This is a genomic window from Streptomyces sp. NBC_00154, from assembly GCF_026342835.1.
Taxonomy (GTDB): domain Bacteria; phylum Actinomycetota; class Actinomycetes; order Streptomycetales; family Streptomycetaceae; genus Streptomyces.
Genome location: NZ_JAPEMI010000001.1, coordinates 291,543 through 316,651, shown reverse-complemented (window position 1 = coordinate 316,651; position 25,109 = coordinate 291,543). Strand labels below are relative to the sequence as shown.

The window sequence follows — 25,109 nt, the reverse complement described above, 5'->3', positions numbered from 1 at the left end:
TGGAAACATCGGGATTGCTGAGATCGCTTGATGATCAAAGCAACGGCACTGGTATCGATTCCCCCTCGGACACCAACGATTGACCAACACAGCGCTGGTCGGGAGAGATCCGTGTGAATGTGCACCCCAGCTGACACCTGAGCACTTGAGTTGGCAGTGCCTGAGCAGGCGAGTTGTCGAACGTGTGCGGTCGGGGCGTGTCAGTGCCGATCCCGGGGTGCGACGTCGGCCCCGCGTCAGTCACCGCTGGCACGGGGCTCGCCACAGTGCGGACTAGTCAGCGTCGTTCGGAGAGTACGGCTTCGAGGCGGGCGACGTGGCGGGCCCCGGCCTCCTTGCGGACGGGGGCGAAGCGGCGGTCGACGAGCAGCACGGGGACCAGCCACACCCAGCCCCACGCCGGGCACTCTTGACGGGTCTACTTCAATGACGGAACCATGGGAGCGCTCCCACAGGCTTTTACCGCACCCCCCTGGGACCGGGGGGCGGTTCCCCCACCCGAAAGGAGCTCCACCGTGCCAAGCAGACAGGCCGCGCGCCCCCGGGCCGCACTCGCCATCATGCTCGCGCTCCTCCTCTCGACGCTGTCACTCCTCTTCACGGCGCCGAGCGCGGCGGCCGCCGGAGGCGGCTACTGGCATACCGACGGACGGCAGATCCTCGACTCAGCGGGCAGCCCCGTCCGTATCGCCGGAATCAACTGGTTCGGCTTCGAGACCACCAACCAAGTCGCCCACGGCCTGTGGGCCCGCAATTACCAGGACATGCTGAACCAGATCAAGTCGCTCGACTACAACACCATCCGGATGCCGTACTCCGACGACATCTTCAAGCCGGGCGCAGCGGCAGCGGGTATCGACTACACCAAGAACCAGGATCTTCAGGGTCTCTCCCCGCTCCAGATCATGGACAAGCTCGTCGCCTACGCGGGGCAGATCGGTCTGAAGGTCATCCTGGACCGGCACCGTCCGGACTCCGGTGGCCAGTCCGCGCTCTGGTACACCAGCAGCGTGCCCGAGTCCACCTGGATCGCCGACCTCAAGGCGCTTGCCCAGCGGTACCACGGCGACTCCACGGTGATCGGCATCGATCTGCACAACGAGCCGCATGACCCGGCCTGCTGGGGCTGCGGCGACACCACTGTCGACTGGCGGCTCGCGGCCGAGCGTGCGGGCAACGCTGTGCTGTCGGTCAACCCCGCGCTGCTGATCTTCGTCGAGGGAGTGCAGAGCTTCAACGGGAGCTCGTACTGGTGGGGCGGCAATCTGCAGGGAGCGGGCAGCTTCCCGGTCCGCCTCGATGTCGCCGGCCGGCTTGTCTACTCGGCGCACGACTACGCGACGAGCGTGGCGCAGCAGAGCTGGTTCAGCGACCCGGCCTTCCCCGCCAACATGCCCGGCATCTGGGACAAGAACTGGGGCTATCTGTTCAAGAACGACACCGCCCCGGTGTGGCTGGGGGAGTTCGGCACCACCCTGCAGTCGGCCACGGACCAGACGTGGCTGCACGCGCTCGTCGACTATCTCCGGCCCACCGAGCAGTACGGCGCGGACAGCTTCCAGTGGACGTTCTGGTGCGTCAACCCCAACTCGGGTGACACGGGCGGCATCCTCAACGACGACTGGACCACCGTTAACACGACCAAGGACGGCTATCTGCAGTCCATCAAGGCACCGGGCTTCGGTGGCGGCGGGGGCACCGGCGACACGACGCCTCCGAGCACGCCGACCGGGTTGACGGTCACCGGTACGACGTCGAGCACGGCGTCCCTGTCCTGGACCGCCTCGACCGACGACACGGGCGTGGCGGGCTACGACGTCTACCGCGGGGGCGCCCTGGCAGGCTCGGCAACCGGCACGACCTTCACCGACTCGCAGCTGACGCCGTCGACCGCCTACAGCTACACGATCAAGGCCAAGGATGCGGCGGGCAATACCTCGGCGGCCTCCGCCGCCGTCACCGCGACCACCACCGGCGGTACCGGCGGTTCCGGCTCGGTGAAGGTCCAGTACAAGAACAACGACTCGGCACCGTCCGACAACCAGATCAAGCCGGGACTGCAGCTGGTCAACAGGGGCACCAGCGCACTGAACCTGTCGACGGTGACGGTCCGTTACTGGTTCACCGGGGACGGCGGGGCGAGCACGTACAGCACCTCGATCGACTGGGCGCAGCTCGGCGCGTCGAACATCACCGCGAAGGTGGTCCCCACCGCACCGGGCGCCTCCGCCGACCACTACGTGGAATTCTCCTTCACCACGGGCGCCGGATCGCTGGCCCCCGGAGCCTCGACCGGAGAGATCCAGAGCCGCTTCAACAAGACCGACTGGTCCGCCTTCGACGAGACGGACGACCACAGCCGCGGCACGAACACCTCCTTCGCGGACGCGCCGCAGGTCACGGCGTACATCGGAGGCGCACTGGCCTGGGGCACGGAACCCTGATCCGTACGGGTGGAGCTCTGCCCGCCGGTCCACCGCACGGCGGGCGGAGCAGCCGAGGCTGAAGCCGGCACACAGCGGATCCGTTCGTGGCCGGTGGGGTGCAGACTTGTCGGCGTGAGTCGCTGGACCGCACGTTGATCTGGAACCAGCGCCACCTCTGCACGCCCTACGGGAGTTCGAGCGCCACGGGTTCCGGCCGCGCATCGAAGCGTCAGGCCGGTGAGAAGACGTGGTCGCTGATCAACCGGGCGGCGCCGACGACGCCGGCGACCTGGCCGAGTTCGCCGAGCACGATCGGCAGGTTGCCGGTCGCCAACGGCAGCGACTGACAGTAGACCTGGGTGCGGATGCTCGCCAGGAGGTTGTGGCCCAGTCCGGTGAGCCCTCCTCCGATGACCACCAGGCCGGGGTTGAAGAAGCTGACCAGGCCGGCGATGACCTGACCGGTACGGTTGCCTCCCCAGCGGATCAGATCCAGGGCCGCGGTGTCCCCGGCGCCCGCGGCGGCCGACACGTCCTCGGGGGTCAGCCTCCCGGCCGATGCGAGCCGTCCGGCCAGTTCCGTCGAGCGGCCGGACCGGGCGAATGCGGTCGCGTCGCGTACGAGGGCGTTCCCCCCGAAGTAGGCCTCCAGGCAACCGGTGTTGCCGCAGGCGCACCGCGGCCCGTCCGGGTCCACCTGGATGTGGCCGATGTCGCCGGCACTGCCGGTGATACCGCGGTGGACCTCGCCGCCGACGACGATGCCGCAGCCGATGCCGGTCCCGAGCTTCACGCACAAGAAGTCACGTACGGACCGGGCGACGCCGGCCTGCTGCTCGCCCAGGGCCATCAGGTTCACGTCGTTGTCGACGAGGACGGGGCAACCGAGCTCCTGGCTCATCGCCTCGCGGACGGGGAAGCCGTTCCACCCGGGCATGATCGGCGGCGCGACGGGGACACCCTCCGGGAACCGGACAGGTCCCGGCACGCCGATCCCGGCACCGTCGAAGTGTTCCGCCGACGTCGCCTCGCGCAGCTTGCCGACCAACGCCAGCACCCGCTCGAAGACCGCGACCGGGCCGTCGCGCACGTCCAGCGGCTCGGCCACGTGGCCGAGGACCTCCAACTCGGCGTTGGTGACCGCGACATCCACGGAGGTGGCGCCGATGTCCACGCCGAGGAACCGCAGCGACGGGGCGATCCGGACGTTGTGCGAGCGGCGGCCGCCGCGGGAGGCGGCGAGGCCGTCCGGGACGACCAGACCGGTTTCCAGTAGCCGGTCGATTTCGAACGCGAGCTTGGAACGCGACAGCTCGACCAGGTCCCCCAGGGCGACCCGGGACTGCGGGCCGAGGTCGCGCAGGAGGCGGAGCAGCCGGGCCTGATGCATATTGGCCGGTCGAGCCGTCGTACTCCTCACGCCGCCCCCGTCGTGGTCAGAGCCGTTCGCATTCCCGGTGCTTGGGGGCGCGACTTCCACCGGACCGTAGCACCGTGCCGTCGACGGCAAAGGAAACTTGTGCACCGAGTAACAGGACTGTCATCAGCAGACAAAGCCGGTTCGAAGCAGCACGGTCTCGTTGCCGCCCAGGCTCTTGCAGAGGCGGCCGAGCCCGATGGGGTGGAGCCGTCCAGCTCTCCACCCCATCGGTTTTGGTGCGCTGTCCGGTCCGCTCGGCGGGCTGCTGCCGGCCGAGGCACACGGCTCAGGCGGCGTCACCGCCCGGCCGTGACTCAGCGACCGGCGGTACCGTGGATCGGCATGCCGACGTCGGACTGGCCGGCCGCCTTCTTGATCAGGGCGGCCTCCCGCTGGTCGAGGACCCCTTCCTTCCGCAGCGTCGTGACGATCTCCCCGACGTGTGAGACGAACGCGCCATGGTTGTTCCAGGCCCGGTGATCCTCGATCAGCTCGTTGACCGTGCAGCCGTTGGTCGTGACGCGGTTCGGGACACCGGTGTTGATCGAGCCGAGGAACACTGTGGAGCGGTCGTCCCTTTCAGGACAGTCGGTCGGCGGCTTGCTGTCGACGATGGTGAGGGACAGCGACTGCGGCGTGGCCGTGTTGCCGGCCTTGTCGGTGGCCCGGTAGAGCAAGATGTGGTTTCCGGCTCTGTCGATCACCACCGGTGCGGAGTACTGCAGGTAGGGGCCGCCGTCGAGGGAGTACTCGATCCCGGCCACACCCGACCCCGTGTCCGAAGCCGTCACCGTCACCGTCGCACTACCGACGTAGTCACCGGAGTCGTTCTTCGTGCCGGAGACGGAGGCCGACACCTGCGGCGGCGTCCTGTCCTCGGGCGGAGCCGCCACGACGGTGAAGTCGACCGATTTCGTCGGCGAGGTGTTGCCTGCTTTGTCGGTCGCTCGGTAGGTCAGTGTGTGTCGGCCCACGCTGTTCACGGCAACTGGTGCTGTGTAGTTGCTGTATGAGGCGCCGTCGAGGGCGTATTCGATTCCGGCCACGCCGGAGTCTGCGTCCGAAGCGGTCACTGTGACGGTCGCGCTCGATACGTAGTTTCCGGCGGAGTCCTTGGTTCCGGACACTGTCGCTGAGGTGTCGGGTGGTGTGGTGTCCTTCGGTGGTTCGGGTGCTACGACGGTGAAGTCGACCGATTTCGTCGGCGAGGTGTTGCCTGCTTTGTCGGTTGCTCGGTAGGTCAGTGTGTGTCGGCCCACGCTGTTCACGGCAACTGGTGCTGTGTAGTTGCTGTATGAGGCGCCGTCGAGGGCGTATTCGATTCCGGCCACGCCGGAGTCTGCGTCCGAAGCGGTCACTGTGACGGTCGCGCTCGATACGTAGTTTCCGGCGGAGTCCTTGGTTCCGGACACTGTCGCTGAGGTGTCGGGTGGTGTGGTGTCCTTCGGTGGTTCGGGTGCTACGACGGTGAAGTCGACCGATTTCGCCGGCGAGGTGTTGCCTGCTTTGTCGGTCGCTCGGTAGCTCAGTGTGTGCTGGCCTACGCTGTTGATCGCAACTGGCGTTGTGTAGTTGCTGTATGAGGCGCCGTCGAGGGCGTATTCGATTCCGGCCACGCCGGAGTCTGCGTCCGAAGCGGTCACTGTGACGGTCGCGCTCGATACGTAGTTTCCGGCGGAGTCCTTGGTTCCGGACACTGTCGCTGAGGTGTCGGGTGGTGTGGTGTCCTTCGGTGGTTCGGGTGCTACGACGGTGAAGTCGACCGATTTCGCCGGCGAGGTGTTGCCTGCTTTGTCGGTCGCTCGGTAGCTCAGTGTGTGCTGGCCTACGCTGTTGATCGCAACTGGCGTTGTGTAGTTGCTGTATGAGGCGCCGTCGAGGGCGTACTCGATTCCGGCCACACCGGACTCCGCGTCCGAAGCGGTCAGCGTCACGCTCGCGCTGCCGACGTAGTTCCCGGAGTCGTCCTTCGTCCCCGACACCGTTGCTGACGTATCCGGCGCAGTGGTGTCGTCGCCGGGCGCGGTGGTGACGATGAGCTCACCCGACATCATCTGGTGGCCCGGCATCGCGCAGTAATAGTGGTAGACGCCAGGTGTGAGGGTGACTTCGGCAGTGTGCCTGCCTCCCTCGGAGTCGAAGGGGCTCGCCAGGATGTTGAGGCTGACGTCGCTGTTGTAGTCGGGGTTCGAGGCGTCGAACGTCAGGGTGTGCGACAACCCCGACGTGTTGCCGGTCGCGGCGCTGCTCTCGAACACGATGGTCGCCTTGCCGGCCACCGCGGTGGCGGGGGCTGATGCGTAGCTCATGTAATCGTTGCCGGCCGTCCAGGTGAGCACCTGGGTCGCTGCGGTCTCCTCCGCGCGATTCACCGCCGCGTACGCGGCCGGAACGGCCAATGCGAAAGCCGTGAAGACAACGGCCATCAGCGCCATCAGCGCCGGATGCTCGCTGAATCGGTCACGTAGCGCGGATCTTGAGGGGGGCGGATCCGTCTGGGCATGGAGCAGTCTTCTGAACACCGCTGCACCTTTCGGGAATTCGCTTGTGCGGCACCGCGCAGGACTCGCGGTCCCGCCGGGTGGGCAATCAGCCGCCGGGATGAGCGCGTTCGAGGCGCGAGTACTCCGCTCACCGGACCGGCGCCCTGGGCGGAACGGGGCGAGTGCCGCGCTGCGGTTGATCGCCCGCGCGACGACGACGGCGGGGGCCGCCGTCACTCACGCACAGGCGGCATCCGCCCCTGTCGCTGCGAGGCCGCTGGCACCGCGAACCCGAGGGCGGGGTTCAGGCAACCTCTTTCAATGCGGCAACGATGTGAAGCTAGCGGGTCTTTTGACGATCCGCCAAGACCTATGACGGGAATCCAACGAACTTTGACCTCAGTCTGGAAAAACTGGATGTGTGCTCGCTACGGTGTCCAGGTCCCGAGGCGAACCCCCTTCGCCCAGCCGATCGGATCCCGGCCGTAGCCGGCACATCGAGCCAAGCCGGACCGCTTTCACCAGGGTCCGGCCAAGTCGGACCGTCTCCACCGGAGTTCGGTCCGGCGACCGCCCCGCCCGCCTCGCGGGGCCGAACGCCCGGCGCACCACCGCGTACCGCCGTGACGGGACAGCTGCCGTCGTCGGCGGCTCACACCACGACCACGAAACGCCTTCGGGCACCTTCGCGTTTCGAGGATTGGAGAGCGATGACCGACCAAGGCGCAGGCACGAGACGCTTCTTCTCCCGGCGAGCGTTCGCCACCGGCGCGGCCGCCGCGGCGGTCGTGCCCACGGTGCTCGGCGCCTCCGCCGCCGCCCCGAAGGACAAGCCCGGTGAAGGAAGCGGTGAAGGAAACGACAAGGGCACCGTCCGTGAGCTGACGCTGTACATGGAGAACCTGCCGAACGGGGAAATGGGCTACGGCCTGGAGCCCGGTAAGGCGTCGATTCCTGGCCCGCTCATCGAGCTGACCGAGGGCGACACGATGCACATCGAGGTCGTCAACAACCTGGCCGTCGCCGCGAGTCTGCACGTGCACGGCGTCGACTACGACGTCGCGAGCGACGGCACCAAGATGAATGACAGCGTTGTCGAGCCGGGCGGCCGGCGGACCTACGTCTGGCGCACCCACGCCCCGGGACCGAACCACGACGGGACGTGGGAGGCCGGCAGCGCCGGCTACTGGCACTATCACGATCACAACGTGGGGACCGAACACGGCACGGGCGGCCTCAAGAAGGGCCTGTACGGCCCCGTGATCGTGCGCCGCAAGGGCGACGTGCTGCCCGACAAGCAGTTCACGGTCGTGTTCAACGACATGACGATCAACAACAAGGCCCACCACGACACCCCCACCTTCACAGCCGTCCGCGGCGAGCGGGTGGAGTTCATCGTCATCACCCACGGGGATTTTTTCCACACCTTCCATGTGCACGGCCACCGCTGGGTGGACAACCGCACCGGGATCCTGCAGGGTCCGCAGGACGTGAGCCGGGTCATCGACACCAAGACCGTCGGCCCCGCGGACTCCTTCGGGTTCCAGGTGATCGCGGGTGCCCGGGTCGGCGCAGGTGCCTGGATGTACCACTGTCACGTCCAGAGCCACGCGGACATGGGCATGGCCGGGATCTTCCTCGTGACCGAGGCCGACGGCACGGTCCCCGGCGGCATGCCCCACCACTAGAAGGCAGTGGCGGGGTCCCGATGCGGGCTCCGCCCCCGAAGCCACGCCCGTCAGGCCTGCCTGACGGCCTGACGGGCGTGTACCAACCTGCCGCCGGTCGGTCCTCGCGTCCGCCAGGACCGGAGGCGAACCTGACCTCCCTGTTCCGGCACCTCGTCCTTCCCGGGCAGCGTGACCGCCCGCCGAAAGCCGTCGCGCCCGGCGCATGCCAGGCGGGGCCCCTGCGGCAGCCCTCGCTCCATCCCCTGATCACTCTTCCGTTTCCGGATCGAGTCAAGGAGCACACATGGGCAAGAGAGACCGGTTCGCCCTGTCGAGACGAAGCGGATCACCGCCGTCGCGTCCTGCGCGGACCACTCGTCACGCGTGGCCCTGGCGCCGCGCGGTCGTTCTGCTGTCGAGCGCCGCACTGACGGTGGGGCTGTCCGGGCTGCCGGCCGTGCAGGCACAGGCGCAGCCGCCCGTCGAAAGCGTCAGCCAGGACCAGGGCGCCGCCACCGAAACCCGGGTGAACGTCCTGGTCTTCCACGGACCGGCCGCCAAGCAGGACGACCCGGTCAACAAGGCCACGGCGGCGATCGAGAACCTCGGCGAGAAGAACGGGTTCAAGGTTGTCGAGTCCGAGGACGCGAGCGTGTTCAACACCGCCGACCTCGCCAAGTATCGAGGGGTGGTATTCCTGTCGGCCGACGGCGTGACGCTCAACGCCGAGCAGGAAGCCGCGTTCCAGTCGTACATCAACAACGGCGGCGGCTTCGTCGGCGTCCACGACGCCGCCCGGGCCCAGTCCGACTCCTCCTGGTTCACCGGGCTGATCGGCACCCGCCCTGCCCTGGGCCTCCCCGACCCCGAGAAGGTCGTCGAGAGCGCGGTCAACGGGGACAACCCACCGAACGAGACCAAGGACAAGCTGTTCGACGGCAAGAACGACACCAAATGGCTGGCCCGTACGCCGACCGGCTGGGTCACCATGAAGCTGGACAAGCCTGCCGCGGTGGTCAACTACGCGTTGACCTCCGCCAACGACTCCTCGGGACGGGACCCGAAGGACTGGAAGCTGCAGGGCTCGGAGGACGGCGAGACCTGGAAGACCCTCGACACCCGGACCGGCGAGACCTTCTCGTCGCGGTTCCAGACCAGGCAGTTCCAGTTCACCAACAGCACGGCCTACCAGCACTACCGGCTGGAGATCACCGCCAACAGCGGTGAGCCGCTGACCCAGCTGGCCGAGCTGCGGCTCTTCAGCGCCAACCCGACGCCCCCGCAGGATACCAAGGTCCAGCAGGCCGTCGTCGATGTGACGGATGGTCAGCACCCAGCCAATAAGGGACTTCCGCTCAACTGGACCCGCTCCGACCAGTGGATCAACTGGGACCCCAACCCGATCGGCAAGGTCCACACCATTGCCCAGGTCGAGGAGGGGAAATACAAGCCGGGGCTCAGCGCCAACGGCCCGTTCCACCCGATCTCGTGGTGCCGGGACTACGAGGGCGGCCGGTCCTTCTACACGGGCATGGGCCGCACCGAGGAGAGCTACACCACCGACACGAAGTTCCAGAGCCACCTCCTCGGCGCCATCGAGTGGACCACCGGCATGGTCCGCGGTGACTGTCAGGCGACCATCGCGTCCAACTACACGACCGAGCGGCTGACCGCCCAGAACCAGGCGGGGCAGCTCGACCAGATCGGTGAGCCGCACGGTCTGACCATGGCCCCCGACGGCAAGGCCTTCTACATCGGCAAGGCCGCCTGCCCGTCCGGCGCGATCGCCGACTGGAACAACCCCAAGGTCGGCCTGGGCTGCGGCACCATCCACCAGTGGGACCCGAAGACCAAGAAGGTCAAACTGCTCACCACACTCGATGTGATGGGCAACCGGGGCAGCGGTGACGAGCTGGTCAAGAACGAGGAAGGTCTCGTCGGCGTCACCCTCGACCCGAAGTTCGAGAAGAACGGGTGGATCTACATCTACTGGATGCCGCACGAGTCGATCGACCGCGACAAGCGGATCGGCCAGCGGACGGTCTCCCGGCTCACCTACGACTTCGCGACCGAGTCCATCGACCAGGGCACCCGCAAGGACCTGCTGCACTGGGACACCCAGATCCACAGCTGCTGCCACGCCGGCGGCGGCATGTCCTTCGACAAGGACGGCAACCTCTACATCGGCTCCGGTGACAGCAACTCCTCCGGCGGCTCCAGCGGCTACTCCGGGAACAACTGGACCCAGGACTACAAGGGTGTCTCCTTCCAGGACGCCCGCCGCACCGCCGGCAACACCAACGACCTCAACGGCAAGATCATCCGCATCCACCCCGAGCCCGACGGCACCTACACCATCCCCAAGGGCAACCTGTTCCCGCCGGGCACGGCCAAGACCCGCCCCGAGATCTACGTGATGGGTGTCCGAAACATCGCACGGCTCTCCGTCGACCCGGTGCACAACTGGCTGAACGCCGGCTGGGTCGGGCCGGACGCGGGAGCGCCGAGCCCCGAGCTGGGCCCGGCCAAGTACGAGACGGCCACGATCATCACCTCCGCGGGCAACCAGGGCTGGCCGTACTGCATGGGGAACAAGCAGCCGTACCGTGACCGCAGCAACACCGACGCCAGTGTCCTCACCGGCTGGTACGACTGCGACCACCTCAAGAACGAGTCGCCGCGCAACACCGGCCTGGTGGACATCCCGCCGGCCCGCGACAACATGATCTGGTACTCGCCCCAGGGCGGCGGCCCGGTCTACCCCAAGCGCTCCGACGGCAGCGGCCTGCCGACCTATGCCGAGAGCGACGCCACCTACACCCAGCCGTACCTCAAGGGCGGCGGCCAGGCCATCATGTCCGGTCCGACCTACCACCGCTCCCAGGTGGACACCAAGAGCGGTGTCGCATGGCCGGCGTACTGGGAGGACAAGTGGTTCATCGGTGACGAGTCCAACTCCAACAACCGGGTCGCGGTGACCGTCGACCCCGACCGGGTCAAGGACGCGGGCGCGCCGGCCTTCGGCGAGGACCTGCGCAGCATCATCGCGCCCGGCAACGGCTCCACCCAGCTGCAGAGCTGGATGGACGCCAAGTTCGGTCCCGACGGTGCGCTGTACATGCTCGACTACGCGGGCGGCTTCTTCAGCCTGCACTCCAACCAGAAGCTCATCCGCATCACCTACCAGGGTGGCCCGGCCACCCCGAAGCCGCAGGACGCCGGGGCGCGCGTCATCACCCAGAGCAAGCCCAAGACGGTGGCGTTCTCCGGTGCCAAGGTCGGCGGTGTGGCCTGGGAGTGGGACTTCGGCGACGGCAGCGCGCCGTCGCACGAGGCCAACCCCACGCACACCTACGCCGACTACGGCACGTACCACGCGAAGCTGACGGTCACCTACGCCGACGGCGAGAAGGCCACCGCGACGTTCGACGCGAAGGCCGGCTGCCCCGCGCCCGACGCCCGTCCGACCGTCAAGCTGCTCGACACCGACACCGGCGTGGCCAACCACCGCGCGGGCGGCGGCTGCACCGTCAACGACCTGATCGACGACGAGGCGTCCTGGCCGAACCACGGCGAGTTCGTCAGCCACGTCAACGCCGTGGTCAACGACCTCCGCAAGGAGGACGTCCTCGACAACCGCGAGTCGGCGGCGATCAGCAAGGCGGCGGCGCAGAGCGAGATCGGCAAGGTCGCCGGGTACCGGTCCCTCTTCGACGGGACCGCGGCGAGCCTCGCCGACTGGCGGCAGGCCGGCCCCGGGAAGTTCTCCCTCCAGCCCGACGGCACCATCCGCGGCTCAGGTGGCCTGGGCATGCTGTGGTACGCCAAGCAGGAGCTCGAAGACTTCTCGGTCAGGCTCCAGTTCCGGGACGTGGCTCCGGGTGACGGCAACGCCAACAGCGGCGTCTTCATCCGGTTCCCGGACCCGCGGACGCCACTGGCCGACCGTCCGGCCGGTAGTTGCGGGACGGTCGGTTCGGCCCGCACCGCCCCCGAGTGGCTCGCGATCTACTGCGGTCAGGAGATCCAGATCTACGACGGGACCACGGGCGAGGTCCAGAAGACCGGCTCGGTGTACAACTTCAAGCCGGTGGGCCTGGACAAGGCGGGGGTGACCCCGAAGGGCCAGTGGAACGACTACGAGATCCGCGCGGTCGGGCAGCACTACACGATCATCCGCAACGGCGTGGTGATCAACGAGTTCGACAACACGCCCGGCAAGTCGTCGTCCCGGGCGGGTGACCCACCCACGGACCTGCGTCAGTTCCTCAGCGGCTACGTGGGGTTGCAGAACCACAGCAACAACGACCTGATCGAGTTCCGCAACATCCGGGTGCGGAACCTGTAGTCGCACAGCGGCCGGTGCCGGGCTCGGGGCAATAGCCCCGAGCCCGGCTCTTCCCAGCATGCGGACCGTCGCCGGGCCGGCTCGCTCGTTCAGCCCCGCAGCCCCGCAGCCCCGCAGCCCCGCAGCCCCGCAGCCCCGCAGCCCCGCAGCCCCGCAGCCCCGCAGCCCCGCAGCCCCGCAGCCCCGGAGGCAGCGTTCCACTGCTCCGCCTTCCCCAGCCGGGGACACACCCCCCCACGCGGATACCCCGTATGGGTCAGGAACGCCTCGATCACCTTCAGCGCGGGTGGGTGCGGTCGCACCGCCATCAGCACCGCGTCGTCTCCATTCGGCAGCGACGGTGCCACCAGGGCGACTTCGTCCCCGGATTGCAGACGCAGCACCAGGCGGGTTGTGACGTCTCGTACAGGTACGACATGCCGCTGACGCAGTGAGCGCCGGGCGGCGATGATGCCGTGCCGGCGTGTGAGGCCTGCGAAGCGCCCTCGACTTTTCGCGCGGTGCAGGTCGGCCACGGAACCATGCTCCCAGCAGGCAGGATGAGGGGCGTAGGTTCAGGGACCGAGGTGGGAAGGCCGAGGCGGGGAGATCATGACTGGGTTCACCGAGGCGGATCTGCGGGCATTGGCCGGGCCGCGTTCTTTCGAGCGGGGCCAGGGCTATCTGGACGCCGTGACCGCCCTGGAGGTCGGCGACGGCTGGGTCACCGCCACGGTCCACGGGACGGACGCCTACGAGGTGGAGTTGTCACTCGACGAGCCTGAGGGGCTCGCCGGGGAGTGCGACTGCCCGCACGGATTGGACGGCAACTTCTGCAAGCACCTGGTTGCGCTCGGCCTGACCGCGCTCGCGCGGTCGGAGAGCCTGCCGGGGCAGCGTACCGGGGCCCGGAACCGCGCTCAGGACCTGGACGCGTGGCTGGCCGTGCTCTCCAGGGACGAGTTGCTCGCGCTCGTACGGGAGCAGATCGCCGAGGACCGGCAGGTGCGCCGCCGCTTGGAGTTGCGTGCGGCGAGCGCCCGCGGAGACCTCGCCGAAGTCCGTTCCCGGATGCGCGAACTCTTCGACGTCGGCCGCTTCGCGCGGTACGGATACGTCGACTACGCCGATGCCCGCGCCTATGGCGAACAGGCCGCGCAGGCGGTTTCCGCCATCGCCGCCCTGACCGCCACCGGGCGGGCCGCGGACGCGATCTCCCTGTCCCGGGAGGCGATGCGGCTGCTGAGCGAGGTGCAGGACACGATCGACGACTCCGACGGACACCTGGGCAGGGTCGGGGCCGCTCTGGCCGAAGCTCACCTTGACGCGTGCCGCGTGGCACGCCCCGATCCGGACGAGACCGCGCGGTGGCTGGTCGGCCATGTGCTCGGCGACCTGGACGACCTGACCGCCATCGACCCGCTCGATTACGCGGACGTCCTCGGCGAACAGGGACTGGTCACCGTGAGGGAGCTGGCGCTCGAAGCCTGGCGCGGCCACCGCACAGGCTGGGCGGAGAAGTACCTGATGGAGCATTTGGCCAAGGCGGCGGGCGATGTGGACGCGGTGATCGCCGTGCACGCGGCCGACCTCGCCCGCGACGGAAGCACCCATCTGGTCATCGCCCGCGAACTGGACACCGCCGGTCGCCCCGGCGACGCGCTGCGCTGGGCGGAGCGCGGCATCGACGAAGCTTCCGACACCACGACCCCCGCCATCGGCCTGGTCGACTACCTCTGCGACCGCTACACACGCTCGGATCGGCTCCCCGACGCCGTCGCCCTTCGCCGTGCCCACTTCGCCGCCCGCCGATCCCTTGCTGCGTATCAGCAGCTGCGCACGGCAGCACTGGCGGCCGACTGCTGGGAGGCCGAGCGCGGGGAGGCCTTGGCGCTGCTGCGCGCCGACACGGCACAGCGCAAGCGGGGCTGGCACGGCGGCCCGGTCCTGATCGACGCTCTGCTCGACGACAAGGACATCGATGCCGCCTGGCAGGACGCCACTGCGACCGGCGCCGACGACCGGCAGTGGCTCACCCTCGCCGACGAGGTCCGCCCCATCCGCCCCGCCGATGCGCTGCGCGTCTACCGGCGCCTGGCCGGACCCCTCGAGAAGCAGACCGGAAACGCGGTCTACGAGCAGCTGACCCGCCTGCTCCTGAGCATGCGCGACTGCCACCGCCTCCTGGGTACCCCGGACGATTTCACCGCGCACCTTGCCACCGTGCGCGCCGGTCAGAAGCGCAAGCGGAATCTGATGCGGCTCCTCGACCGAAACGGCCTGTGAAGCCGACGGCGAAGACGTAGAACTCCCTGCGCCAGAGATCACGGGACGTCACATCCGGTCCGGACGGCACGATCCGGGTGGCGCCGCCGCCCGGCCCGGTGGCCGGGCGGCACGGGAACGGCCCCCGCGGAAGGAAGCCTTCCGCGAGGGTCGTCGCCAGTACCGAGGACCGTCAGGCGTCCTCGCGTTCCTGCGCCAGGTCGTTCACCCGTCGCCGGACGACGAACCAGCCGCCGACCAGCGCAGCCGCGATCAGCGGCAGGCACATCACGGTCGTACGGCTCACTCCGCCGCCCCACCACATCAGGAACACGACCGTGGCAAGGAACGCCAGCGTGACGATCTGCGTGTACGGGGCCCAGGGCAGCTGGTACGAGGGGCGGGTGACCCGGCCATCGCACGAGCGATGCCAGAACAGCAGCGAACAGAGCATGATCATGCCCCACGTGCCGAGGATGCCGATCGACGCGAAGTTGAGGACGATCTCGAACGCCTCGCCCGGCATGACGTAGTTGAGTACGACGCCGAGGACACCGAAGCCGGCGGTGAGCAGGATGCCACCGTAGGGCACCTGGCCCTTGTTCATCCGCCCGGTGAACTTGGGCGCCGAGCCCGAAAGCGCCATCGAGCGCAGAATGCGGCCAGTGGAGTACAGCCCGGAGTTCAGGCTGGAGAGCGCGGCGGTCAGCACGACAAGGTTCATCACACCGGCGGCGCCCGGGATGCCGAGCTTGTCCATGACGGTGACGAACGGACTCTGGTCCCCCGAGTACGAGGTGTACGGCAGCAGCAGGGCGAGCAGCACCACCGAGCCGACGTAGAAGAGACCGACACGCCACATGATCGAGTTGATCGCCTTGGGCATGATCTTCTCGGGGCTCTCCGTCTCACCGGCGGCCACGCCGCACAGCTCGACGGACGCGTACGCGAAGACGACACCCTGGATCACCAGCAGCATCGGGAGCATGCCGACGGGGAAGATGCCACCACTGTCGGTGATCGTGGAGAAACCGGGTGTGTGACCGTCCACCGGGTGCTGGGTCACCACCAGGAAGATGCCGATCAGCATGAACGCGACCAGGGCGCCGACCTTGATGATCGCGAACCAGAACTCCATCTCGCCGAAGTACTTCACCGAGATGAGATTGGCCGTGAGGACGACGGCGAGGGCGATCAGCGCAAGGATCCACTGCGGGATGTCGCTGAACATGCCCCAGAAGTGGGCGTAGGTGGCAGCCGCGGTGATGTCCGCCACAGCCGTGGTCGCCCAGTTCAGGAAGTACAGCCAGCCGGCCGCGAAGGCGCCCTTCTCGCCCATGAACTCACGGGCGTACGAGACGAAGGCGCCGGAGGACGGCCGGTAGAGCACCAGCTCGCCGAGCGCGCGCACGACGAAGAATGCGAAGACGCCACAGACCGCATAGGCGATGGCCAGTGACGGACCCGCCCCGGCCAGCCGGCCGCCCGCGCCCAGGAAGAGCCCGGTGCCGATCGCTCCGCCGATGGCGATCATGTTGATGTGGCGGGACTTGAGGTCCTTGCTGTACCCGGCATCGCCGGCGTCCACGTGGGGGGAGCCCGCCGCCGGTGGGGCGGCAACGAGCGTTTCGGCCGCTGTGATGCGGTCACTCATGGAGAGGGTTCGCCTTTGTGAGGGGAAGGTGGGCGTTCCCGGCCGTGGCGGGCCAGGCAGCCGTCACCGTGACACGGTCCGACGCCACATCATCCGGGAATCCTGCGATTCTGACAGTGCTCAACGTCACGCAGGAATAAATCTGAGGTAATTCAGAGGTTACGGGGCGGTAAGCAAGGGGGGTGCCGCGGGGCGGCGGTGGCGCGGTCTCCCCCAACAAACCGCTCGCCGGTTTGGATCCGGCCCGACACTGCTCCTCCGAGGGCTGCGCGGGCGCGAATGCCTCACTTCCGTCGGGGTGACTTCGCCTGCTCCATGGCTCAGGGGTCCGAGGCGCTCTGAGTGCGTTCCGCTGCCGACCGGATGGAGGACTTGACTCGCTCCGTGCCCCGCATCCGTGGTGGGTAAGGAAGGGTGGAAGGTTTGTGAAGTTCATCCGAGTGGAGCGTAATTGGGTGTTTGTGTAGCGATGCGCCCACCGGGTATCGCCTGTTCAGGCGGACAGCGGGCGAGGGGTGTGACCGTGGGGAACTGGGAGTCTGAGAACGCGCGGAGTTGGACGGAGTACGGGCGGCGCCAGCTTCACAGGGGATATGTTCCGCCGGTGGCCGGCTCCATCGACTGGGGCTTCTGGGGTGAGGGCCCCGGAACGGAGGCCCTCGGTGAAGTGAGCGGCAAACGAGTCCTCGACATCGGCTGCGGCACGGGTCGCTACGCGGCCCACCTGGCCCGTGCGCATGGCGCCCGCGTTGATGCGATCGACTCATCGGCCACGCAACTCCGGCGTGCTCGGGGCCAGTACGGGAACACAGGCGGGGTGAGTTTCGTGCACGGCGACGCGATTGAGTACGCGCGAGCCGGTACGCCGTACGACGTCGTCTACTCCGTGCACGGTCTGAGCTACATCGACCCGGACCGGGCGCTGCCCGCCATCCGGGATGCACTCCGGACCGACGGCCGACTGGTCTTCTCGGTTCTGCACACGAACGCGGAGGGGGTGGGTCCCTCGGCGAGTGTGCGGCCGCGTGTGGAGGAGGTACGCCTGAGCGGCCACGCTCCTCTTTCCGTGCATGTGTGGGTGCTCTCGCCCAGCCTGTGGGAAGAGCTTCTGATCCGACACGGATTCGACATCGAAGGCATCGAGATCCTGGCCGCTCCGGACGCGGCCAACCCGGTGCGATGCCAGCTCGTCAGTGGCGTGCGCTCAAGGTCGTAACAGCTGCGTATGGGCTTTTTTTGGGGGGGCAGGAGTCCCTGATCCCAACCGACACAGGCTAGTAACTCAGTTCTGCGAACCAGTTGTCCCGGCCTTGGCGGGTGAGGTCGAGGATGTGCCACACCGGGCTGAGCAGGTCGATGCCGCGTTGGTCGATGTCGTCGGACATCCGGGGGTGTGCTGAGTAGAAGTGGCGTACCGAGCCGTCGCTGTCGCGGGTGAACACCGACACCGTCGAGTCCTGGTTTCCCTCGGCGTCCTCGCTGCCGAGGTCGTATTTGAAGGTGCCGGCCCCGGCACTGAGCAGCCGCAGGTTCTCCCAGTGCCGGTCCCGTGCGTGCGCGCGGAGTGTGGGCAGGTCGGCCGCGGCCACAATCGCGAAGTCGACGTTCTGCGCGACGTGGTGGGCGATTCCGTTGAACCCGTCGATCCACATGGTGCACATGGGACAAGGCTGGGTCTGCTGCTTGCCGTACATGAAGTGATAGACGACGAGGTCGCGCCCGGGCTGGGTGAACAGCTCGCTCAATCGTGCGGTCTGCACCGGCACATCGTCCGCGTGGAGATCCGCGGGGCCTTCCTCGAACGCGTAGTCGTCGACGACGGGCCCCAGCGGCAGTCGGCGGCGCAGGTCAGCGACGCGTTCGCGGTGGCGCATCAGCTCGATCTCGGCCAGTCGCAGCTCCTCGCGGGCGCTGACGTGTTCGGCCGACTCCCCGACGAGATTGGTCAGACGCATCGCTACCTCCTCTTCGAGGGGGGCCGGCACGGAGCTGCTGCCCTGGTCACCATTGTCTGTTCCTGTACGGGGACTCGCGAGGCGGCGGTGTTGTAGTGAAAGGCATGGGCCGGGTGTCACGCCCGTGCATCCTGTTCGCTCGCACCGGACAGCGCGCCGACCAGGGCGGCCAGCGCCGACGCGAGCGCGGTCGATCCGACGGGGTGGGCGGGGCCTCCCGGCTCGGGCATGTACACGTCCCGGCGGATTTCGATCATCAGCGCGCTGACCTGCGGGTCCACGCCGTAATGCTTCAGCGGTACGTACGTACCGGCGAAGGGGCTGTTGATGCCCGTGCCCCCGAACCCGGCGAACGCCTCCTCGGCCCGGGCCAGCAGGTCCGGCGGTGTGTGGAAGGCGTCGGTGCCGAGGCAGATCGGTGGGCGTGGTCCGGTGCCATGGAGTTCGTAGGGAAGCGGAGCCGACGGATAGGAGTGGACGTCGATGACGACCGCGCGTCCGGTGGCCGCCAGGCGTTCGTCGACGGCGGCCGTCATTGCTGCCGCGTACGGGTGGAAGTAGCGGTCGATCAACGCCTGCGGATCAACGTCCGGTGAGCGAAGCGGCTCGCGGTGCGTGGTCTGCGTGTAGACCGCGCCCATGCCGACGGCCAGCATCTCCTCGCGTTCGTCGGGGAACCGTTCGGGATCGATGACGAGTCGCGACAGACCGTTGACGAATCGCCACGGCGTGAGAGGCGCTGACGTAGCCGCCTCGGCGGCCAACTTGGCCGTATGGGAGTCCGTGATGTGGTCGAGTTCGAGATCCAGAGCCTCGTCGTCCAGCTTGATCCCGGCGCGTACGTGATCGGGGACGACACGTGCCGAGTGCGGTACGTGTAGCAGAACCGGTGACGCGGGCGCGCCAGGCAGGAGGTGGAACGGTGGGAGGGCGTGGCCCATGGAGGGGTTCCTTCGGGGTGGCGCAGGTCCGGGACATGGTCGGGGTGGAGTGCCGGTCGTGCAGTCTCCCGCCCCGCTACGCGATTATCTGCCAAGGGCGTTGCGGGGCCTGCTGAGAGGGAGAAGTCCCCGGTGCGACGGATGCCCCCTGCCGAAGCGCTTGATCCCGAAGGAGTGCGCGCATGTCCATTGAGATCGTGTACGAGACCCACGCCACCACGGCCGACAACGAGGCGGGGATCGCCACCGGCTGGCTGCCGGGCACGCTCTCCGCGACTGGCCGCCTACAGGCCCGCGAACTCGGCCGCCGCCGCCGCGACGACGGCATCGCCGCAGTCTTCACCTCTGATCTGGACCGCGCTGTGGAGACCGCGCAGATCGCCTTTACCGACACCCCGCTGCCCATCCACCAGGACCCCCGCCTGCGTGAATGCAACTACGGAGAGCTCAACGGCCGGCCGGTAGCCTTCGTCGAGGCCCAGCGGGCCCGGCACATCGATGAACCGTTCCCCGGTGGCCAGAGCTACCGCGACGTCCAGGCCGCCACCGATGACTTCCTGCGTGACCTCGCTGCCGACCGGGACGGAACCCGAGTCCTCGTGATCGCGCACTCCGCCAACCGCTGGGCGCTGGACTGTCTGCTCACCGGCGCCCACTGGCAAGCCCTCGTCGAGGCCTCGTCCCCGTGGCAGCCCGGATGGGAATACACACTCCCCACGCCCTGGCGCGTAGCCGGTCCATCCCGATGACCCTTCGCGGCCCGGCGCACCAGGTGCCGTTCGTGGGCGGTCGCCCACGGCCCGCAGCGTGAGGCCAGGTCACCCCGCCGGGGCGCCGATCCGCAGGCGGCGGAGGAGGATCCCGCCCGCTGATCAGCGTGCGGGATGGTCCATTCGCCCATGCCTCACGACCGTCGGCGGGAGCCTCGCCCCATGCTCGGTGCATTCACGCGAATGTGCGGCACTGAATCAGCCCCGGTACATACCGTCGGCAGACGTCAGGCCCCGGCCGTCGGCCCTCAATCACCGGCCAGGATTCCCCGCCGATGAGCGCCGATATCCCACCACCTCGCCATGAATGCAGAGTGCTTTTATTGCATTACGGTGAGTGAATTAGATGTCCTCGATATGACGCAGGCCACATGATCTGCGTCACTCTTGTGCCGATTTGAGGCATTTGCCGTGTGGGGTGGGCCATATGACGGGCGTCACTCTGAAGCTGAATAGTAGACCATCGAGGCCCGCTCCCCGGCAGCGAAGCCACTTTTCCATCATTTCTTGCACCCGATACTAATCGTAGTAGTAAGAGGTGGGCATTGACCCGGGATTCCCTCCCGATTAACAATTCTTGGCATCACCCCCCGACAGAACAGGAATTACCACGTGCAGATCACCGCGATGCCCAAGAACTTCGCCCGCATGACCAAGACCAAGAAGATCTCGCTGGGCATGGTCGCAGCCGGCGCCGCCGTCATGGCCGGCACCGTCGTCAGCGCCCCGGCCGCCTCGGCCGCCACCCCCGCCCCCGCCCCCGCCCAGTCCGGCGGCAACGTCGACACCTGGATCAACCAGTCGCTGGAGATCCTGCACAAGCAGGGCATCCCGGCCACCTACGAGGGCATCCACAAGAACCTGATGCGCGAGTCCTCCGGCAACCCCAACGCCATCAACAACTGGGACTCCAACGCCATGAAGGGCATCCCGTCCAAGGGCCTGATGCAGGTCATCGACCCCACCTTCAACGCGTACCACGTCCCCGGCACCTCGACGAACATCTACGACCCGGTCGCCAACATCACGGCCTCCGCCAACTACGCCGCGCACCGCTACGGCTCGATCGACAACGTCAACTCGGCCTACTGATCCGTCCCGACGAAGCACCCCGGTCGCCCAGCAAGTCCCGGGCGACCAGCACCCGAACAAGACCCACCGGGCGAACCACCGCAGGCCGCATCCCCGCGACCGGCCTGCCCACGACAGCCGTTCCCGCAGCCACCGACGCCACGCCCCGACCCCGTGGCGTACCCCCACACTGTGGCTGCGGTCGAAGAGGCACCGGTCGGCACGACGTATGACGCGGGTGATTCCGAGGCCGGCCGGTTGACACCGTCCCGCTAGCCGACGGAACCGATCAGCGGGTAGTGGTCGGAGAGATTCGTGTACGTGTAGTCGGTGCCCCAACTGGAGACGGTCCAGGGCGCGCTCTGCTCCTTGACCACCTCGTTGGTCCACCCGGACGGCTTCGCGTGCCCGGCCCGGTGGAGGACGTAGTCGAGATCCTCGCGGGGGTCGTCGGGGTAGCGGTACGAAGCGATCGAGTTGTCCTGGGTGTCGAAGGAGTACGGGTGCCCGGTGCGGGCATCGGCTCCGACAAGTCCGGCATCGGCGAGCATCGATGCGTACTCGGGGGAGCGGGAGTCGACGTTCATGTCGCCCGCCACGATGACCTGTTCGGACGCGGGAATGTTCTTGGCGTCGAGGAAGGCGTCGATCTGCTTGAACTGCCGGCTGCGCATCTGCGCCGCCTCACCCGTCCCGCATCCGGAGTCGGTCGACTGCGCGTGGGTTCCCACCACATGCACCGTCGTGCCGTTGACGTTCAGCTCGGCATAGACGAAGCCCTTGTTGGACCACCAGTCGCTGCCGCAGGCGTCCTTGTAGATGAACTGCTCCTTGCGGACGATCGGCCACTTGCTCAGTACGGTGACACCGCCGTCCTCCGGAGTGGCGGCCGAGTAGGCACCACCCGTGGCGTCCCAGCCGCTCTTGCTCCGGCCCACCACCGGCGTCCGATACGGGTATTGGGCGGACGCGTTCTGTGCCAGCGCGTCGGAAGCGGAGTTGTCGAAGGCTTCCTGGAGCACCACGACGTCGTTGCCCTGAAAGAACGATGCCTTCGCGATCTCTGCCGCACGGTGGTCCTGACCCCAGTTCGGGTGCAGGTTCTTGCTCATCAGGAACGTGTTGTAGGTGAGAACCCTCAGCGGCGGGGTGTCGGCGGCCGATGCCTGAGGGACATGTGCGGCCAGCGTGACGGCGACGAGCGCGGCGGACAGAGTTACGCCGGAGGTGCGACGGGGCGCGGTGAGCGGCACGGGGTCTCCTGCTTCTGCTGATGGGGGGTGGGTGGAGCAACCCACATCAAATCAGCGGGAGTTACTCATGGGTAGACACCGGGTGTCGGGAGACTCTCCATCGGCGTACCAATGGTGTGGGGGATCCGGCGCGCGCGTCGCAGTCGTTTCCGGCCAGCAGACGGTCAACGCGCCGACCCGCACGGCGTCTTCGGTATCACCTTCACCGACCGGTTGGTCCGCGTACGACCCGGGCACCGTACGGGCCGCGGGTCGAGCTCGCAGATGGCCGCGCACTGAGACATGGCATCCGCAGCCCCGGCGCGGCGCATGGTGCGCCGGCTGCCGTCGCACGGTGCGGGGAGGCGGCGGCGAAGAGCGGAATCGACACGGCGACGGGCACGCGCTCGCCGCCCGACGCCGTTACGGTCGTCGGGACCCACCGGCCGCTGCGACCCGTGGGGCGCTCTCGCCCGGCGGCGCATTCTCACCTGGGGCCCAGTCCTCGCTCCCGCTTCCCGCACTTTTCGCAGCGCCCTGAACCCAACGGGGACGCGTTGCCGACAGTGCAGAATCATCTCCTCCACCCTGTCAGCATCTGCGGCCACCGGCGGACCGGTTACGGTTCAATAGTGACGCCTGGTCCCGCGGAACCGTGATCTCCATCGGGCCCGGGGCCGTTGGCATGCTGTGGGACCGCGGCCGTACGACAGGACAGGCAGGGCCGGTGTGATGAGGATGTTCTTCGCGCCCGAGGAGACCGAGGAATACGAGGCGGCGTGTTCGCTGCTGATCCGCCGGATGGGTCAGTGGGCACGCGAGCGGGGCGAGAGCGTGGACCCGTTCTTCGTCGAGACGGCGTTCGATTATCGCCACCGAGGTACCTGCGACGGGCGTCTGGGGCTGTGGGAGCCCCGGCACATCGAGGAGTATCTGCTGGACTGGCTGCCGCGCACGGCCACCGTGCTGCCCGGCGAAGAGCCGGCGGATGCGCCCGGCACACTTGCGGCCCTGCTGCGCTACCTCGATGCGATGGGCCTCAGCGACCCGCGCGGGGCCTCGTCGGCCGACAACCTTGCTGCGATCGAGACCCTCGCACCGAAGTACGCACCCGCCATGGCTGACCGCGGCCGCTGGGGGATGGCGAAGTTCTGGGCGGTCACCGCAGCCGAGCAGGGGGTCGATGTCCAGGATCCGGCGGCGCTTGAAAGCTTCGTGGAGCAGGCTCAGCAAGGCGAGGTGCCGTACGACCAGGACGTACTGGACGAGGTGTTGCGCAACCACCTGACGCGCGGCCCGGCAGCCGTGACACGCGCCGAACCGCAGCTGCCGGTCCTGCTGCCCGCGGAGAAGGAGCTGCGTGCACGCGCCGAGACGTCCCGCGCGCTGCGGTGGCTGCGAGGGATCGCCGACTGGGCGGGCCCTGAGGGGCGCGCGCTCACCGCCACGGGCAACTTGCGAATGGCGGACGCGCGCGCCCTCGTCGCCGAGCTGGGGACAGGCGACGCGGTGGACAAGGTGCGCTCCTCCACGCAGCTGCCGCGGCTCGGGCTTGCGGTCGAATGGGCGAAGAAGGCCCGGCTGGTACGGGTGGTCAAGGGGCGGCTGTACGCGGTCGCCAAGGCGCAGCCCCTGCTCAAGGACCCGCTCGCGCTGTGGCGGCACGCCTTCGAGACCTTCTCCGAGCTGCGCGTGCCACTCCTGGGCTCCCGCGGCGGCCGACACGTCGGGTCGATGCTCTTCGTCAGCTTCGAGGACATCGTGCCGGATGTTCTCAACACCCTCTACAGCCTGCCGCACGCCATGCCCTGGCCCCGGTTGCGCGACTCGCTGCACCTGAGCTACCGCACCGAGTACGACCTGACCGGGTACTACGCCTGGCAGTTGGAACTCGCACATGCGGACCGTGATCTGCGCACCGCATTGGACGTGCTGGAGGACCTTGGCGCGATCAAGCGGCACGAGGGCATGGCCGACCCGGTCTTCCTCGACATACCGCTCGAGGAGTCCGTGCTGCCGCCCGCCGGGATGCCGCCGGAGCTGGCCGAGCTCTTCGGCGTCGTCGCCGGTGGACACGGTGAGAGCGAGGATGCCGCAGAGCGGAGCAAGGAGCAGCGGGCGGAACTGACCGACGGACCCGTCGAGTTGATCCGGCTCACCGCCCTCGGCCACGACTCCGTACGCCGTCGGCTGCTCGCCGAGGGGCGTGATGCCCCGCGCGTCGGCGAACTCGCCCACGCCCCCGCCGCCGGGCTTCTCGGTGTCATCGCCGAGCACTACGACCCGGACGCCGCCCGCACCGAACTCGCTGCCTGGGTCGCCGCCCAGGAGAGCTCTGCCGAGGCGCTGCAGAAGCTGACCGACGCGGTGCGCGCGACCCCGTTCCGTACCCGCGCCGAAGCCATGCTGGACGCACTCGTCGACGCGTACCCGGACGGCGAGGCCCTGCTGCGCGGCCTGCGCGGCGACCCGCTCCTCGGCCCCACTGCCCTGAGTGTGCTGGTGCGCCGGGAGGTCCTCGGTGCCGAGGACCTCAACGAGCCCGAGAGCCTCGTCATGGTCGCCGAGAGTCTGCTCCAGCTCCTGGAGACAGCGGGCCCCGAAGGCTTGCTCGAAATCCTGGGCGGCCAGGAACTCTCTGCCCATAAGGCTCTTGAGGCCGCTCTCGCATCCGGTCACCCCGACCAGGCGGGTCTGGCGGATCTGAGGACGGTTGCCGAGCAGGCCCGTCGGCGGCCGGCCGCGCATCTCGGCCGCAGCCATCAGCGGCGCCGACCGGGCGCAAGCGGCAGGGGCAGGGGCGGCAGGCGGCGGCACTGACGCCGCTGAGATCGAGGCGAGGATTCAGCGAAGGCCGCGGGCCGGGAGCCAATTACGCCGCGACGCACTCCACGA

At 68.2% G+C, this 25,109-nt stretch carries 15 protein-coding genes and 3 pseudogenes; 11 read left to right on the top strand and 7 right to left on the bottom strand.

The genetic code is table 11. The annotated features are described in order from the left end of the window. The first annotated feature begins 560 nt into the window (after positions 1 to 560). Positions 561 to 2,444 (top strand): cellulase family glycosylhydrolase, encoded by a 1,884-nt coding sequence (locus OHA03_RS01390; RefSeq protein ID WP_267007888.1) that lies wholly within the window; start codon positions 561 to 563, stop codon positions 2,442 to 2,444. Positions 2,445 to 2,655: 211 nt separating this feature from the next. Here OHA03_RS01390 and OHA03_RS01385 read toward each other — a convergent pair whose 3' ends face one another. Further along, complete coding sequence (locus OHA03_RS01385) at positions 2,656 to 3,816, bottom strand: ROK family protein (RefSeq protein WP_267007887.1); 1,161 nt, start codon at positions 3,814 to 3,816, stop codon at positions 2,656 to 2,658. A 344-nt stretch (positions 3,817 to 4,160) separates the two neighbouring features. Then, on the bottom strand, positions 4,161 to 6,281 hold the full coding sequence (locus OHA03_RS01380) for a glycosyl hydrolase (protein WP_323181321.1): 2,121 nt from the start codon (positions 6,279 to 6,281) through the stop codon (positions 4,161 to 4,163). Between the two features lie 758 nt (positions 6,282 to 7,039). Between OHA03_RS01380 and OHA03_RS01375 the strand changes: the two genes are divergently transcribed. The 5 genes and pseudogenes from OHA03_RS01375 (at position 7,040) to OHA03_RS01365 (ending at position 12,347) form a co-directional block, all read left to right on the top strand. Next, complete coding sequence (locus tag OHA03_RS01375; RefSeq protein ID WP_266999897.1) at positions 7,040 to 8,017, top strand: multicopper oxidase domain-containing protein; 978 nt, start codon at positions 7,040 to 7,042, stop codon at positions 8,015 to 8,017. A gap of 205 nt (positions 8,018 to 8,222) precedes the next feature. Next, positions 8,223 to 9,251, top strand: a pseudogene (locus tag OHA03_RS47770) (ThuA domain-containing protein); the annotation flags it as partial. A 39-nt stretch (positions 9,252 to 9,290) separates the two neighbouring features. Then, positions 9,291 to 11,204 (top strand): annotated as a pseudogene (locus OHA03_RS01370) (ThuA domain-containing protein); the annotation flags it as partial. 9 nt (positions 11,205 to 11,213) lie between these two features. Further along, positions 11,214 to 11,417: pseudogene (locus OHA03_RS47765) on the top strand (PKD domain-containing protein); the annotation flags it as partial. Positions 11,418 to 11,495: 78 nt separating this feature from the next. Next, positions 11,496 to 12,347 (top strand): DUF1080 domain-containing protein, encoded by an 852-nt coding sequence (locus OHA03_RS01365; RefSeq protein WP_323181320.1) that lies wholly within the window; start codon positions 11,496 to 11,498, stop codon positions 12,345 to 12,347. Positions 12,348 to 12,436: 89 nt separating this feature from the next. Here the strand turns inward: OHA03_RS01365 and OHA03_RS01360 are convergent, their stop codons facing one another. Further along, on the bottom strand, positions 12,437 to 12,730 hold the full coding sequence (locus OHA03_RS01360; protein WP_266999896.1) for a hypothetical protein: 294 nt from the start codon (positions 12,728 to 12,730) through the stop codon (positions 12,437 to 12,439). A gap of 208 nt (positions 12,731 to 12,938) precedes the next feature. Between OHA03_RS01360 and OHA03_RS01355 the strand changes: the two genes are divergently transcribed. Then, a complete protein-coding gene (locus OHA03_RS01355) occupies positions 12,939 to 14,612 on the top strand; it encodes an SWIM zinc finger domain-containing protein (protein ID WP_266999895.1) in 1,674 nt (557 codons plus the stop codon). Positions 14,613 to 14,784: 172 nt separating this feature from the next. Here OHA03_RS01355 and OHA03_RS01350 read toward each other — a convergent pair whose 3' ends face one another. Beyond that, a complete protein-coding gene (locus OHA03_RS01350; RefSeq protein WP_266999894.1) occupies positions 14,785 to 16,245 on the bottom strand; it encodes an amino acid permease in 1,461 nt (486 codons plus the stop codon). A gap of 604 nt (positions 16,246 to 16,849) precedes the next feature. Between OHA03_RS01350 and OHA03_RS01345 the strand changes: the two genes are divergently transcribed. Further along, positions 16,850 to 17,461: a bifunctional 2-polyprenyl-6-hydroxyphenol methylase/3-demethylubiquinol 3-O-methyltransferase UbiG gene (locus OHA03_RS01345; protein ID WP_266999893.1), complete on the top strand. Its 612-nt coding sequence runs from the start codon at positions 16,850 to 16,852 to the stop codon at positions 17,459 to 17,461. Between the two features lie 58 nt (positions 17,462 to 17,519). On the opposite strand, the gene OHA03_RS01340 is transcribed toward OHA03_RS01345, so the two are convergent. Both OHA03_RS01340 and OHA03_RS01335 read right to left on the bottom strand, forming a co-directional pair. Next, positions 17,520 to 18,200, bottom strand: a complete 681-nt coding sequence (locus tag OHA03_RS01340; protein ID WP_266999892.1) for a DUF899 family protein — start codon at positions 18,198 to 18,200, stop codon at positions 17,520 to 17,522. A 116-nt stretch (positions 18,201 to 18,316) separates the two neighbouring features. Beyond that, complete coding sequence (locus OHA03_RS01335) at positions 18,317 to 19,141, bottom strand: N-formylglutamate amidohydrolase (protein WP_266999891.1); 825 nt, start codon at positions 19,139 to 19,141, stop codon at positions 18,317 to 18,319. Positions 19,142 to 19,323: 182 nt separating this feature from the next. Between OHA03_RS01335 and OHA03_RS01330 the strand changes: the two genes are divergently transcribed. Both OHA03_RS01330 and OHA03_RS01325 read left to right on the top strand, forming a co-directional pair. Beyond that, positions 19,324 to 19,890, top strand: coding sequence for a histidine phosphatase family protein (locus OHA03_RS01330; protein WP_266999890.1), 567 nt, complete (start codon positions 19,324 to 19,326; stop codon positions 19,888 to 19,890). A 669-nt stretch (positions 19,891 to 20,559) separates the two neighbouring features. Further along, the gene (locus OHA03_RS01325; protein ID WP_267007885.1) at positions 20,560 to 21,003 is read left to right on the top strand and encodes a transglycosylase SLT domain-containing protein; all 444 of its coding nucleotides are present in this window, start codon (positions 20,560 to 20,562) and stop codon (positions 21,001 to 21,003) included. 251 nt (positions 21,004 to 21,254) lie between these two features. Here the strand turns inward: OHA03_RS01325 and sph are convergent, their stop codons facing one another. After that, complete coding sequence (gene sph / locus OHA03_RS01320; protein ID WP_266999889.1) at positions 21,255 to 22,235, bottom strand: sphingomyelin phosphodiesterase; 981 nt, start codon at positions 22,233 to 22,235, stop codon at positions 21,255 to 21,257. Between the two features lie 717 nt (positions 22,236 to 22,952). Here sph and OHA03_RS01315 point away from each other — a divergent pair. Beyond that, complete coding sequence (locus OHA03_RS01315) at positions 22,953 to 25,034, top strand: hypothetical protein (protein WP_266999888.1); 2,082 nt, start codon at positions 22,953 to 22,955, stop codon at positions 25,032 to 25,034. Positions 25,035 to 25,109: the final 75 nt, after the last annotated feature.